The organism is Hugenholtzia roseola DSM 9546 (assembly GCF_000422585.1).
Classification (GTDB): Bacteria; Bacteroidota; Bacteroidia; order Cytophagales; family Bernardetiaceae; genus Hugenholtzia; species Hugenholtzia roseola.
On record NZ_AUGI01000033.1, the window covers coordinates 22,696 to 36,863 of the forward strand.

Annotated in this window: 8 protein-coding genes; 6 read left to right on the plus strand and 2 right to left on the minus strand. The window is 44.2% G+C overall.

Annotated features, from left to right (window positions below; genetic code table 11):
• Positions 1-21 precede the first annotated feature (21 nt).
• Entirely contained in the window at positions 22-921 is a 900-nt protein-coding gene (cyoE, locus tag G500_RS0101645) for a heme o synthase (RefSeq protein ID WP_245574452.1), read from the minus strand.
• Between the two features lie 371 nt (positions 922-1,292).
• On the opposite strand from cyoE, the gene hisH reads away from it, so the two are divergent.
• Positions 1,293-1,889 carry an imidazole glycerol phosphate synthase subunit HisH gene (gene hisH / locus G500_RS0101655; RefSeq protein ID WP_035756014.1) on the plus strand — a complete coding sequence of 199 codons (597 nt, stop codon included), beginning with the start codon at positions 1,293-1,295 and terminating at the stop codon, positions 1,887-1,889.
• A 45-nt stretch (positions 1,890-1,934) separates the two neighbouring features.
• The gene (locus G500_RS0101660) at positions 1,935-2,837 is read left to right on the plus strand and encodes an AEC family transporter (RefSeq protein ID WP_027001336.1); all 903 of its coding nucleotides are present in this window, start codon (positions 1,935-1,937) and stop codon (positions 2,835-2,837) included.
• Positions 2,838-2,982: 145 nt separating this feature from the next.
• Here the strand turns inward: G500_RS0101660 and G500_RS21945 are convergent, their stop codons facing one another.
• Positions 2,983-3,780, minus strand: coding sequence for a YoaK family protein (locus tag G500_RS21945; RefSeq protein ID WP_051203208.1), 798 nt, complete (start codon positions 3,778-3,780; stop codon positions 2,983-2,985).
• Between the two features lie 213 nt (positions 3,781-3,993).
• On the opposite strand from G500_RS21945, the gene G500_RS0101670 reads away from it, so the two are divergent.
• The 4 genes from G500_RS0101670 (at position 3,994) to G500_RS0101695 (ending at position 13,993) form a co-directional block, all read left to right on the plus strand.
• Complete coding sequence (locus G500_RS0101670; RefSeq protein WP_027001337.1) at positions 3,994-4,296, plus strand: FtsB family cell division protein; 303 nt, start codon at positions 3,994-3,996, stop codon at positions 4,294-4,296.
• Positions 4,297-4,345: 49 nt separating this feature from the next.
• Positions 4,346-4,894, plus strand: a complete 549-nt coding sequence (gene pyrR, locus G500_RS0101675; RefSeq protein WP_027001338.1) for a bifunctional pyr operon transcriptional regulator/uracil phosphoribosyltransferase PyrR — start codon at positions 4,346-4,348, stop codon at positions 4,892-4,894.
• Between the two features lie 779 nt (positions 4,895-5,673).
• Complete coding sequence (locus G500_RS21950) at positions 5,674-9,828, plus strand: two-component regulator propeller domain-containing protein (RefSeq protein ID WP_154656973.1); 4,155 nt, start codon at positions 5,674-5,676, stop codon at positions 9,826-9,828.
• 127 nt (positions 9,829-9,955) lie between these two features.
• On the plus strand, positions 9,956-13,993 hold the full coding sequence (locus G500_RS0101695) for a two-component regulator propeller domain-containing protein (protein WP_027001340.1): 4,038 nt from the start codon (positions 9,956-9,958) through the stop codon (positions 13,991-13,993).
• The last annotated feature ends 175 nt before the right edge of the window (positions 13,994-14,168 follow it).

Below are 14,168 nucleotides of genomic sequence, written 5' to 3' on the forward strand. Positions count from 1 at the left end.
GCATTGCGGTCTTTTCTTTTTTTAGATAAGTCTATCAAAATAGTAAGCCATCTGCACCACAGGCAGGTATAGAAAGGAGGCAAACATCAGTTTGAGGGCGGCTTTGCGCTCCCCTGTGCGAATAAGTTCGAGGGCAGGAAGCATAAAAAGCAGTGCCATCACCGTCGCGATAATAGCCGAAACAATGCCTGAAAGTCCAAAGTACCAAGGCATAAGTCCGATAGGGACAAGGAAAAGGTTGTAAGTAAGAATGTGCAGTGCCGTAGCAGGGCTTTTCCCCGATTTGGGGAGCATCTTCATGCCTGCTTTGGTGTAGTCTTCGTCGCCGAGCCAAGCGATAGCCCAAAAGTGTGGAAATTGCCAAATAAACTGTACGGCAAAAATAAGCAAGGCGTAATGGTGCAATTCACCCCTTGCCGCAACCCAGCCAATGAGCGGTGGCAGCGCACCGGGAAAAGCCCCGACAAAGACGGCTACGGTGGAAATCTGTTTGAGCGGGGTATAGACAAAGGCGTAGAGAATCAGGGAAAAAAGTGTCAGGGCAGCCGTTAGCGGATTGACAAAAATAAAGAGTAGTGCCGAGCCGACAATCATCATCAGCACCGTCAGAATAAGGGCTTCTTCCATGCTTATCTTGCCCATTGGTAGGGGACGACCTTCGGTGCGCTTCATTACCTTATCCAAGCGAACCTCTATCATCTGGTTGATAATATTGGCAGCGGCAGTAATCATAAAGCTCCCCAAAGTAAAAATCAAGACCTTTTTCCAATCTGTCTGCAAAGCAGTTTCGGCAATGAAATAGCCAAAAAGCCCTGAAAAAACCACAAATGCAGAGAGGCGGAATTTGAGCAGCGCGAAGAAATGCGCTATTTTAGAGTCGTTTTGTACCAAAACCGAAGTGGGCATAGTAAGGAAAAACAAAGAGTGAAGAAAGGATAGACTCCCTATAGGGTGCGCTCTGATTGAAGTGCGCCCTTATTTAAAGTGCGCTTTTGTTTTGGTTAGTCCTTTCTTTTTCACAAAAAAAGGCTTTTCTAACCCATAAAGAAGCACATTTTAGAGCCACACCGAGAGTAGCCAAGTTGTCATTGCAACGGCAAAGGTAGTGCTTTTGTTTAAGATTTGCAAGCGCGGAAAGGCTTTCCGACAAAGGGCAGAAGGCTACACAAATGTTTTTATTTTGTGTTCGATGTGGCTATTTTTTTCGCTTTTTTCGCCCTTATTTGGCAGTTCTCTTTTACCTTTGCCATGCTTTTGCCCACGTTGGGATAGGTAGCTTAATATCAGCTTTTATGACAAAACAAAATATCGTCATCATAGATTACAAGGCAGGAAATATTCAGTCTTTGCGCTTTGCCTTAGCGCGTTTGGGCGTAGAAGCAACACTTTCGGCACAGGCAGAAGTGCTTGAAGCGGCAGATAAGATTATTTTTCCCGGGGTAGGACACGCGCAGGCAGCCATGCAAGCTCTCCATGCGGCAGGTTTGGATACGCTCTTGCCTACACTAAAAAAGCCGCTTTTGGGCATCTGTTTGGGCATGCAGCTGCTTTGTAGCCACTCCGAAGAAGGGCAGACTCCCGCCTTAGCCATTTTTCCGACACAGGTAAAAAGGTTTCCTTCGGATAGCTCTGAAAAAGTGCCGCACATGGGTTGGAATCAGGTGCAAAACCTCGAAGGCGATTTATTTCGCCATATCGCACCCGAAACAAATTTCTACTTTGTGCATAGCTACTACGTGCCTTTGAGCAGTCATACGATTGCGCGTTGTGAGTATGGATTGTCTTTTTCTGCCGCCATTCAAAAAGACAACTTCTTTGCTGTGCAGTTTCACCCCGAAAAAAGTGGAGCAGCAGGCGAAAAACTACTGCAAAACTTCCTAAGTTTGTAATTTTATTTGTGCCAATATCATCTCTAAAAAATTAACGCTGCCGCCATGTCTAATCTTGTCTTGCTTTTGCTATGTCTGGGCGCAGGTCTGATATTTGCACGTCTGCCCGCCTTTCCCAAAGAGGCGCACAAGGGCATCAATGCTTTTCTCATTTGGGTTTCGCTACCTGCCATTTCGCTGCTCTACATTCCCAAATTGGAATGGAGTTGGGCAATGCTTTTCCCTGCCCTGATGCCTTGGCTGATTTTACTTTTAGCCATTCCGTTTTTTGTTTTTTTGGGCAAACTATTCTCTTGGCAGCGCAGTACGGTAGGGGCTTTAATTTTGGTGGGCGGACTTTCTAATACTTCCTTTGTTGGTTTTCCTTTGTTAGAATACTTGTATGAAAGCAAGGATATTTTGCGTTATGCCGTCCTTGCCGACCAGCCCGGTTCCTTTCTTGCCGTTTCCATCTTGGGAATTTCCATTGCCGCCACTTTTGCTTCGGGCAAACCCAATTTGCCTCTGATTCTGAAAAAATTAGTCATCTTTCCGCCTTTTATCGGCTTTATCCTCGCACTACTCATTACACCTTTTGGGGGGCTGCCCGAAATTTTGGAAGGCACGATGCAAAGATTGGGCGATACACTTTCGCCCTTAGCTCTTTTTGCAGTGGGCTTGCAAATCAAATTTAAGCGCGAGGGCTTGCGCAAATCCGCTCTTTTTTGGGCTTTGAGTTACAAACTCTTTTTAGCTCCACTTGCCATTTGGGTACTCTACGCGCTTGTTTTTGGTTTGAAGGGGGTACTGCTCGAAGTATCGGTATTGGAGGCAGGCATGGCATCGATGGTTACGGCGGCTTTGGTAGCAAGTGAGTATGATTTAGACCCTAATTTAGCCAACTTGCAAGTAGCCGTTTCTATCCCCATTTCGCTGATAACGGTCTATGCTTGGTGGTATTTTTTGTGATGGTTTTTATTTTTTAGTTTTTATATTTATATCATACAAAAACTTTCATCTTTTCCTTCTTATTTCGGACAAGGCTATGCCTTATCCCTACATTGGCGCATATTGTTCAGACCTTAGCCCTGCTCAAAAAATAGAGAGAAAGGCACTACTCTACTTCGGTTTCCCATTTCCTTTCGGTCTTTTTTGGGGTGAGCGTTTTAACTATTTTGGTGGCTTTCTTAGTTTTGTGTGGCTGATAAGTTACAATATCATACAAAAGTGCAACCAATAGCGTGAGCAGTGGAAAGATAAAGGCAAAAAAGAGGTAGGAGGCAAAAAGAAAGCCGCCTATCATGCCGCCGAGAAAAAAGCTACCTGCAATCGTGAGCAGGAGGGCTAACTTTCGCCTGACCGCCAAATTTTCCTTTGCGCCCCCTTGATTGAAAAGCAATTTGGCGAAATTAACGCCTAAGTCTGTGAAAAGCCCCGTTAGGTGTGTGGTGCGAATCACTGACCCCGAAACAATGGTAATAAGGGCATTTTGTAGCCCCATCGCAAAAAGCAGGCTACCTGCCAAAAGTTGTATCATCATTTCGCTATAATCAAAATAATGATGCCCCAAAATAGCCACGCCTGCCAATAAGCCCATCTCCAAAATCAGGGGAACACTGTGCGCAAAACGCGCCTGTGTGGGGTGATTGTGGAAAAATTGTACCCAAAGGCTCGAAACAAATGCCCCCAAAAGAAACAAAAACATCCAGAGCATCTTCATATAGGCAGCGTTCCAATTATAGGCTACTAAATCGTTTGCCAAAAGCGCGACATGCCCCGTAACGTTGGTAGTGAGGACATCGAAGGCAAAAAAACCTGCTGAATTGACCGCACCCGCCGAAATGGAGAGAATGGAAGCCAATTTGAGGTCGTGAAAGAAACGTCTGCGACTGTCTTGGGTGCGAAAAAGCATAACAAAATAGAGCGAAATAAGGATAGAAAGAAAGCGCGTAGGCTACCGAAAAAGAGGACAAAAGCCGCTTAGAAGCCTGCTCGGTGGTGTTTTTTGTTTTAAGATACGAAAAGCCGCTTTTTTTTGAGTTTGATATCGATAAACTGCTTATATTTACAGTCTATTGCAGCCAAAAATCCGATAAAAGAAATTCGACAAAAAATTCGCCCGCGCATGTCAGACCTCAAACACCTCTTTCAGAAGTACATCAACAACTTTTACTTTTGGTTCACCTTCGCCTTTCTCATCTGGATTATGTTTTTAGATGGCAACGACCTCATCAATCGCTTTCAGATGCAAAGCAAGCTCGTCGAGTTGGAGGAAGAACGGACTTTTTACCTCAAACAAATAGAGCAAATCAAGGCACAGGAACGCGCCTTAGAGATTCGTACCGACAACTTAGAGAAATTTGCACGTGAGCAATATTTGATGAAAAGAGAAGGCGAGGAGATTTTTATCATCGAAAAAGCCCAATAAAGCCTTTCCAAAAGCGATATTTATTTTCTTTACCCTATAAAAACCGACTATGTTGGAACGTTTGCTACTTTCCGAAAACCGTTTAGAACTCACCATTAGCCGTTTGTGTCAGGAAATTCTTGAGCAGCAGGAAAGCGAAATAGAGGATACTGTCCTTATTGGCTTACAACCCAAAGGGGTCTTTTTTGCCTCTCGCCTGCAAGCGAAGTTGGCGCAATTTTCGGGCAAGGTGCTTCCCTTTGGCAGATTAGATGTAACTTTTTATCGCGACGATTTCAGGCGCAGAGAATCGCCCTTAAAGGCAAATAGTACCGAAATTGATTTTATCATAGAAAATAAAAACGTCCTTCTTATAGATGATGTCCTCTACACAGGCAGAAGCGTGAGTGCCGCTTTGAGTGCCATGACCGCCTTCGGACGACCGCGCAAAGTGGATTTGCTGGTGCTAATAGATAGGAAATACAGCCGCGATTTGCCCATCGAGCCACATTACGTAGGGCTTTCCGTCAATACGATACAATCGCAACGCATCAAGGCGCAGTGGCGCGAATTAGGCTCTACACAAGACGAAATTTGGCTTGTCAGCAACGAATTTTAAGCGCAGAATTGGGCAGGGACGCAACTTTTGTGGAAGGCAGGAAATTTATTGTTGGCAGAAGGCGCAAAGGGTTAGATTTTTGTAGCCTTTTTTGTTGAAAGAGAAACCTGCTGAACCCCCACCCTGCCCCAGTAATGTTAAGTTCTGTAAAAACCTTGTTTTGTCAAATTAGAAACGAAATAAAATTTGGACTTAAACCCTAAGGGTCTTGAAGACCCTTAGGGTTTGGGGCATAGGAAAAGGCAATGCCTTGTCCCTACATTTGAATCTAATTTTTAGAATTTAACATCACTGCACCCTGCCCTCCCCCCATTATGAGAGGGTTCAAAATACAAATCATTTTTTTTGCATAAATGCAAAAAAAATGATTCCGAATCAAAGCCCCGCCATATAGGGCAGTGATGTTAAGTTCTGTAAAAAGTCTTGCTTTATTACAGTTTTTTCAAATTTGACACGAAATGAAATTTGGACTTAAACCCTAAGGGTCTTGAAGACCCTTAGGGTTTGGGGCATAGGACAAGGCAGTGCCTTATCCCTACCCTTAGCGGCTACTTTCGCCTTTTACCCTAAAAGGGGCGCAAAAAAATAAGGGGCGCAGTGTTTCTTTGATAAAAAAAGTTTATCTTGCTGCCCAATTCAATCACACACAAGGGCATCGATTTTAGACGGTGCTGCAAAAAGATAAGGTAGAGTTTGGCAAAGGCTCTTTTCCTATCTTTTTTACCTTTCTGAATCTGAACTTTCTTGACTTTCCTTCTCCTTGACTTTCCTTCTCGACCTTGCTTTTTCAACCCTACTATGTCTTGCTCAAAAACTTAGCCCTAAACCTTCCTATGTGGCATATTGCAAACGTAAGATGGCAAATTTTTGTATCTTTTTTTTCGGATAGGCAGCACTTTTTCCTGACCACTTTTCTCCAAACGGCACTTCTTTGCTGCTGGGGGCTTTCTTTCTTTTGCCCTATCCTGCCCTTATCTGCGCAAAGCAAAACTGTATGGATAGACCGCCTTTCTGCCGCACAGGGGCTTTCAAACAACACCATAACGGCTTTTTTGCAAGACGAAAAAGGCTTCCTTTGGGTAGGCACAGAGGACGGACTAAACCGTTGGGACGGCAAAAAATTTCAGGTCTTCAAAACCAAAGAGGGGTTGGCAGATAACCACGTCCAAGCCCTTGCCCTGCTTGCAGACGGACGCTTGCTTATCGGTACAAAAAAGGGCGGCTTTCAAATCTATGACCCAAAAAAGTTGCAATTCAAAACCTTTTCACACCAAAAAGGAATAGCCAACGGACTTTCTGATAACAACGTCCGCGCCTTTGCACAAGATTCAAAAGGCAGAATTTGGATTGCTACCCAAAACGGACTTAACTTATATGACCCCAAAAGTGAAGCCTTCCAACACTTTTTTCACCAAGAAAATGACCAAAACACAATCTCTGCCAACGAAATTTCAGCCCTCGCCTTTGATGCCGAAGGGTGGCTCTGGATTGGTACGAATCAGAATGGCTTAGACCGCTACAATCCCGAATCGGGAGCTTTTGCGCACTATCGCCCTGCCTTGTATGGGCAGGCAGATGCCCCTGATAGCGAGCATATTACGCAACTTGTCTGCACACCCCAAGCCGTATGGGTAGGGACAGCCTATGGCGGATTGAGCCGCTTCGATATGAAGCACAAGCGTTTTGGCGAGCAGGGCGATTTTGAAAAAATCTTAGCCCCGTTCAAATCGCAGACCATCACCCAACTTTTTGAGGCAAGCCCCTTTTTAGCGATTGGCACAGCCGAAAAAGGACTTTGGCTTTACAACCATCAAACCCAAAAGCTAACACAAGTCATTCAACAGTCGGCACAACAAAATTATAGCTTAGACAACGAAAAAATAACGGCTCTCTACAAAGACCGAACAGGAACTTGGTGGGTCGGGCTTTTTGCCGAAGGTATTAGCAAATTCAACCCCCTACGCGAAAAATTTAAAACCTACCGCCAAAACCCCGACGACGCACAAAGCCTGCCCGATAATCGCGTTACAAGCATTTGTCAAGATGATGATGCCCTTTGGGTTGCGACGCTCAATGGTGGCGTGAGTATCCTGCCTTTGGAAAATGCCGAAGCAGGACACTTTATCAATTTTGCCGACCGAAGTACGTATGGAAAACCTCAAAGCGACGAGGCACGACAACAAGAAGGCAAGAAAGTTTGGAAAATTTATCAAGACTCGAAGGGAAATCTTTGGTTAGGGACAAGTGCAGGATTGGAAAAGTACAATTATCTAAAAAAAGTATTTGAAAGAATAAACAATTCGGACACGCTTTCTATCAAAGATTTAGTAGAAGATAGCGAAGGAACACTCTGGCTCGCTACCTACAAAAACGGACTTATCGGCTACAATCCAAACCAAAAAACGACAAGGGCTTATACGCACAACCCAAGCCAAAACAATTCTATTTCGCACAACCATGTCCGCTGCCTATTGCTTGATGAATTGGGCAACCTTTGGGTAGGAACAGACTACGGACTCAATTTTTTTGACAAAGCACAAGAACGCTTTACACGCTATTTTCACGATGCCAATCAGAGTAGCTCTTTGAGCAACAACGACATCCTGACCCTAAGCAAAGACGACAAAGGACAACTTTGGATAGGTACGGCACACGGACTTAATCTTTTTGATGAAACCAAAGGCGAATTTGTAAGCTATTTAGAAAATGAAAACCTGCCCAATGCGACTATCAACGGCATCTTAACTGACCGCTACAACCGCCTTTGGCTTAGTACCAATCAGGGGCTTTCTTGTTTCGACCCAAGCCGCCAAACCTTTCAACACTACGACCAACACGACGGCTTACAACCCAACGAATTTATACCCAACGCCGCTCACCAAAACGAAAAAGGCGAAATGTTTTTCGGTGGAATCGGGGGTTTGAATTTCTTTCACCCCGATAGTTTATTGCACAACCGCCAAATTCCGCCCATTGTCATTACCGATTTTCTGCTTTTTAATCAGTCTTTAAATGGTACAAAAAAGAGCGATTGGCTGGCACAAAGCATTACTTATACCCAAAAAATAGAGCTGCCGCAGGAAGAAGCGCGTGTCTTTTCCATAGAATTTGCCGCCCTTGACTTTACCCTGCCCGAACGCAACCAATATGCCTACAAATTAGAAGGTTTTGATACCGAATGGCAATATACAGATGCCAATCGCAATGTCGTTACCTACACCAACTTGCCTGCACGCGAGTATGTTTTTTTGGTAAAAGCCGCCAATGCCGACGGCACTTGGAACGAAACGCCTACCCAACTTGTCATTGTGCTTACGCCTCCTTTTTGGCAGTTGCGTTGGGTGCAAATTTTAGCCTTAGTGAGCTTTTTGGCGATTGCCTACGGTGGCTACCGCCTGCGCGTTTATCGCATAGAACAGCAAAAGATGCGCTTGGAGCGATTGATAGAGGAACGTACAGACGAATTGGCACAGTCGAATCGCCTTTTAGCGGCACAAAAAGATGACATCTTACAAAAAAATAACGTGCTGGAAAATCAGGCTTTGGAAATCAAGCAACAGCGCGACCAAATCAGCAGCCAAAATGAAATTCTGCAAGAGGCGAACTCTGCCATTCAACAAGCCTATGAAAACATCAAGATTTTGAGCAAGGCAGGGCAGCGCATTACCGCCATCTTAGACCTAAACGAGCTTATCACAACGGTCTATGAACTTATCAGTGCCATCGTGCCGACGGAAGGCTTTGGCTTAGGGCTTTACAATGAAAACTTAGGGCGATTAGAATTTTCACATTTTGTAGAAAAAGGCGTAGTCTTGCCTTTTCATAGCGAACATCTACGCGAGGAGCATTTGCTTTCTGTGATTTGTTTTTCTAAAAATCAGGAAATTTTTATCAATGATTTAGACCACGAGTATCAAAATTATAGCCCTTTGAAGCCAGAATCGAAGGCAGGCGAATTGGCACGTGCCTTTTTGTATGTGCCACTTATTTCCGAAGGGCATACCATTGGCGTTATTACGGTGCAATCTTTTCGTCCGCAGGTCTATACGCCTGAACATCAGGCGATTTTGCGCTCTATGGCGACTTATACTTCCATTGCCCTTAGCAACGCAAAAGCCTTCCGCACGATAGAGGTAAAGAATAGAAACATTACCGACAGTATTCGCTATGCCCTTACGATTCAACAAGCAATGCTCCCTTCTGCCGAGCGCATTAAACAAGTCTTTGCCGAACATTTTGTCTTGTTTAAGCCCCAAGCGATTGTGTCAGGCGATTTCTATTGGCTTGAAGAGGTAGAAGGTAAGATTTTTGTAGCATTGGTAGATTGCACAGGACATGGCGTTCCCGGTGGTTTTATGTCTATGGTAGGAAAGTCGCTTTTGAGCGAAATTGTAGTGGCGCGAAAGGTATATGCCCCTGCCCAAATTTTGGAAGAGCTACACCAGCGCACGCGCGAATCTTTACGACAAGACCAATCCGCCAACGACGACGGCATGGACATTGCCCTTTGTTTATTAGAAAAATCAGCGACAAGCGGCTACTGGAAACTGACCTTTGCAGGTGCAAAACGCCCACTCTACTACGTGCAGAGGCAGGAAAATAAAAAACCTTCTGAACTTGTTTTAGAAGAACTCAAAGGCGATAGGCGGTCTATTGGTGGTAGGAAGCGATTAGAAAACAATCCGTTTCATAATCAGGAGCTACTGCTGCCTGCACACACACAACTCTATCTCTGTTCCGACGGCTTTGCCGACCAGACCAACACCAGCCGCCAAAAAATAGGCTCTTGGAAATTAAAGCAACTTTTGGCAGCCCATGCCCATCTACCCTTAGAGGTGCAGCGGCTCAAATTGGTGCATCAATTAGAACAACATCAGGGCGAGGCTACACAATTAGATGACATTACCGTTTTAGGGCTAAAACTTCCTTCCTAATCATTATCAGACACAGAAAAACTTTGTGCTTTTATCTGTTTTGCCTGCTGCGCCAGACCGCTTTGGTTTTTTAGAGGCAAAAACAGAAAGACGGCTTCCCACACTCACTCCTGCTTTTTATTAAAAAATGAAATCAAATTATAGTCCAACAAGATTTTTTCATACCCTTCTTATCTCAAAAACAGCATTTTTTAGAAACTTCTTAGACCCAAGAAAAAAAATAGGATTTTTTATAGCTACATTTGTCCTTAGTCTTAGTGTTTTTCCTATTTTGGCACAAAAGACCCAAAAAATACCCTTAGTGCCGCTCTCCGTAGAAAGTGGTCTTTCCCAAGCTACCGTAACTTCCCTCTTTCAAGATAAGTATGGCTTGCTTTGGTTAGGCACACAAGACGGACTCAACCGCTATGATGCCTATACTTTCAAAATCTATCGCCACATTCGGAACGATTCTACCAGCCTGCCCGAAAAATTTATTACGGCACTCTACGAAACAAAGGCGGGCGAACTTTGGGTAGGCACGCCTGTGGGTTTTTCGGTTTTTGATAGGAATTTTGATAACTTCAAAAACTACTATCGCAATCCAAGAGCCAAACAAACACTTTCGAGTGGTTACGTAACGGCTTTTGCAGAAAATAGAACAGGCGAATGGCTTTGGATAGGCACAGATGGCGGCTTGAACCGCTTTCGCCTTTCTGACAAAGAAAACCCCACTGCGCCGATTGAGGAAATTAAGCTACCCAAAATAAAAAATAAGGGTGAAAAACCTTTGCACCACTACGTCAATCGCCTTTTTGTAGATAGAAAAGGACTCATTTGGGTAGGTACGCAAGAAGGACTTTTTTCTTATGATGAGCAAAAAAACAAATTCACGCATTACGGCAGCGATTCTACCCTGCAAAATAGGTTTATTCCCAACGATTTCATCACAGGCTTTACAGAAGATACCTACGGCTCGCTTTGGATTGCTACCCAAGGCGGCTTATTGCGCTATGACCGCCTTTCAGACAAGTTTTTGCCCATTCGCTACACCTGCTCAGAAGCCGATTTCGAACAAAAACGCAACCAAATCCATGCCTTAGCCGCCGACAAAAAAGGCTATCTCTGGCTTGCTACCGAAGGCGGACTTTCGCGCTTTTCTACGGCAAGTTATGGCTTTGAACACTACCGTTTTGATAAGAAAAATCAAGAAGGCACGCTCTCGATTTATGTAGATAGGTCGGGGATTATTTGGGTAGGAACAAAAGAAGGGGGCGTTTTGAAAATCAATATTGCGGCACAACATTTTAAAAACCTCCGCCATGATACAGGCACCAGTAATAGCCTCTCGCATGATGCCGTTTGGTCTATCAAAGAAAGTCCCGAACACAATATTTTTATCGGACACAATGTCGGCATCGATAAGATGGAGCGCGACTCTATTGCGGATTATAGAAAGCTAATTGGCGAGGTCAAATACGCGCTCGCTTTGGGTTTTGTGTCGGAATACAACATTTTGATTGGCTCGGCAGAGGGTTTGTATCAATACGAATTGGACATAGAGGGCAAACTCATCTACGGCATGCGCTACTTAAACGACAAGGAAGATTCCTATTCTATTAGCCACAATTTAATCAATGCCATCTACAAAGACCGCTATAATATTTGGTGGGTAGGAACGGCAAAAGGACTAAATCGCGTCTATTTAGACTCTTTGGGCTATATTTCGGGCTTCAAACGCTACAATGCAATTTCGGGTAATGCAAATTGGCTGCAAAATGATTTTATTTCGCATCTGAAAGAAGATAAAAAAGGAAACCTTTGGATTAGCACCCATGCAGGCTTGTATCGCGCAGGGCGGAATAGCGCGGGCGACATCGTGAGTTTTGAAGCCTTTATCCAACCCCTTCAAAATGGCATGGCTACCAATCAGGATAACGAAATCAATAGCTTTACAGAAGACAAAGACGGCAACTTTTGGCTCGCTACCAAAACAGGGCTTATTCTTTTCAACCCCAAACAAAAAACCTTTACACACTTAGGCGATAAGTTTGAGGCGGCAAACTACTTTATGTATGGCATCTTGGAAGGCAACGACAACGCACTTTGGGCAAGCAGCAACAACGGCATTATTCGCTACCTGCCCCAAGATAGCACCATTTTGGTCTATAATGTAGAAGATGGATTGCAAGGAAATGAGTTTAATTCTGGCTCTTTTTTTAAAGATAGCAAGGGAATTTTGTACTTTGGCGGTGTAAATGGACTTACCTATTTTCACCCTGATAGCATTTCTGCCAATACCTATCACCCCCCACTGATACTGACCGACTTTAAAATCTTCAACAAATCGGTGGAAGTACAAAGTCCAGCCAATCCAGATAGTCCGCTGCTGACGCACATCGGCGAAACACGCGAAATCGAGCTTTCCTATCAAGATAAGATTTTTACGATAGAATTTGCTGCCTTGGGCTATCACAACCCCAAAAAGACGCGCTACCGCTACAAATTAGAAGGCTTTGAAGAAGAATGGAACGAAGTAGGCAATCGCCGTTTTGCCACTTATAGCAACCTGCCCGCAGGGACTTACATCTTTAAGGTTCGCGCCGCCAATGCCGATGATGTGTGGAATGAAATAGGCGCAGACCTGACGATTATCATTTCACCTCCTTTTTGGCGTACCACTTGGTTTTGGGTTTTGGTTTCGGTAACAGTCATTTCGAGTACTGCCCTCTTTTTCCACCAGCGCAACGCCTATCTAAAAAAGCAAAATGCCACTTTGAAAGCGACCGTAGATGCAGCAACTTTACAGTTAAATCAAAGCAATGAAGAATTGAAGGCGCAAAATGAAACCATTAAAAAGAATAACCAAAATTTAGAAATTCTCAATAAAATGGGTAGGCAAATTGCAGCCGAACTCGAGCTTGATGCCCTTATCAATGTAGTACAAGAAAACCTACAGACCTTGATGCCCGCTGATAGCATCGGTATCGCCATTTATGACCCTGATAACAAACTGCTTGTGTTTCCCAACTCTGTAGAAGCGGGCAGATTGCTACCTGCCCATAGCGTCCATGTGCAGGAAGAGGAATTGGCGGCATATTGCTTCAACAAACAAACAGAAATTTTTATACGCGACCTCGAAAGCGAATATCCGCAATATTTCACCGACAAGCCCCTCAATAAAGTAGGCGAAACGACTTACTCTATCGTTTATGTTCCCCTTTCCATTGAAGAAAGACGCTTGGGTGTGCTTACTGTACAAAGTTTTGAAAAACTTGCCTATGAAGATTCGCACGTATCGATGCTGAAAAACTTAGCCAACTATATCGCAACGGCTTTGGACAATGCAGACGCATACCGCAAAATTGCACAACAAAAACAAGAAATAGAGCTACAAAATAAAATTATACAGAAACGAAATCAGGACATTACCGATAGCATCAACTACGCCAAGCGGATTCAAGATGCTTTGCTGCCACAGCAAATCAAGATACAAGCCGTCCTGCCCAATCATTTTATACTCTATATGCCGCGCGACATTGTCAGTGGCGACTTCTACTGGTTTTCGCACAAAAAAGAAATGACCTTTTTAGCCGCCATCGACTGCACAGGACACGGCGTACCCGGTGCTTTTGTTTCGATAACGGCAGATGCGGCTCTCAATCAAATCATCAACAATCAGAATTTTACCCAACCCAACGAAATTCTAACGCTTTTAGACAAGAAAATCCGCGAAAATTTGAAGCAGCAGCACACACAAAGTCGCGATGGCATGGACATCGCTCTCTGTCTGATAGACCACAAGGCGCAAAAAGTTCATTTTTCGGGCGCACACCGTCCGCTTTTCTACTTCCAAGCAGGCGAGCTGCACGAAGTAAAAGCCACTGCGCGTTCTATCGGCGGCTTTGCCTCTGAAAGGGATAAGCGCGTACTGCCAAGTTTTGAGCAGGTGAGCATCGATGTTAGCAAAACAACACGTTTTTACCTCTTTTCCGACGGCTACCAAGACCAATTCGGCGGCGCAGAAGGACGTAAGCTCATGAAAAAAGGCTTCAAACGCCTTTTAGAGCATATCCAACCCCTCTCTTTTTCCCTACAAGAAGAAGAACTAAAACGCTACTTTTATGAGTGGAAAGGCAAAAATCACCAAATTGATGACGTGTTGGTAATCGGTTTTGAGTGCTAAATTGATTGCTAAACTTAGTTTAAGGTTAGTAAGTGCGCCATTTGTGGGGACATAAGACAAAGGCTCTGAAAGTGGCAATGCTAAATTCTGCGAAAAGTCTTGTTTTTTTGAGTTTGATACGAAATAAAATTTGGACTTAAACCCTAAGGGTCTTGAAGACCCTTAGGGTTTGGGG

What these genes read in the sequence shown, in the direction of transcription:
- hisH (WP_035756014.1), top strand. Translation starts at nt 1,293, where the DNA reads ATGACAAAACAAAATATCGTCATCATAGATTACAAGGCAGGAAATATT.
- G500_RS0101660 (WP_027001336.1), top strand. Translation starts at nt 1,935, where the DNA reads ATGTCTAATCTTGTCTTGCTTTTGCTATGTCTGGGCGCAGGTCTGATA.
- G500_RS21945 (WP_051203208.1), bottom strand. Translation starts at nt 3,780, where the DNA reads ATGCTTTTTCGCACCCAAGACAGTCGCAGACGTTTCTTTCACGACCTC.
- G500_RS0101670 (WP_027001337.1), top strand. Translation starts at nt 3,994, where the DNA reads ATGTCAGACCTCAAACACCTCTTTCAGAAGTACATCAACAACTTTTAC.
- pyrR (WP_027001338.1), top strand. Translation starts at nt 4,346, where the DNA reads ATGTTGGAACGTTTGCTACTTTCCGAAAACCGTTTAGAACTCACCATT.
- G500_RS0101695 (WP_027001340.1), top strand. Translation starts at nt 9,956, where the DNA reads ATGAAATCAAATTATAGTCCAACAAGATTTTTTCATACCCTTCTTATC.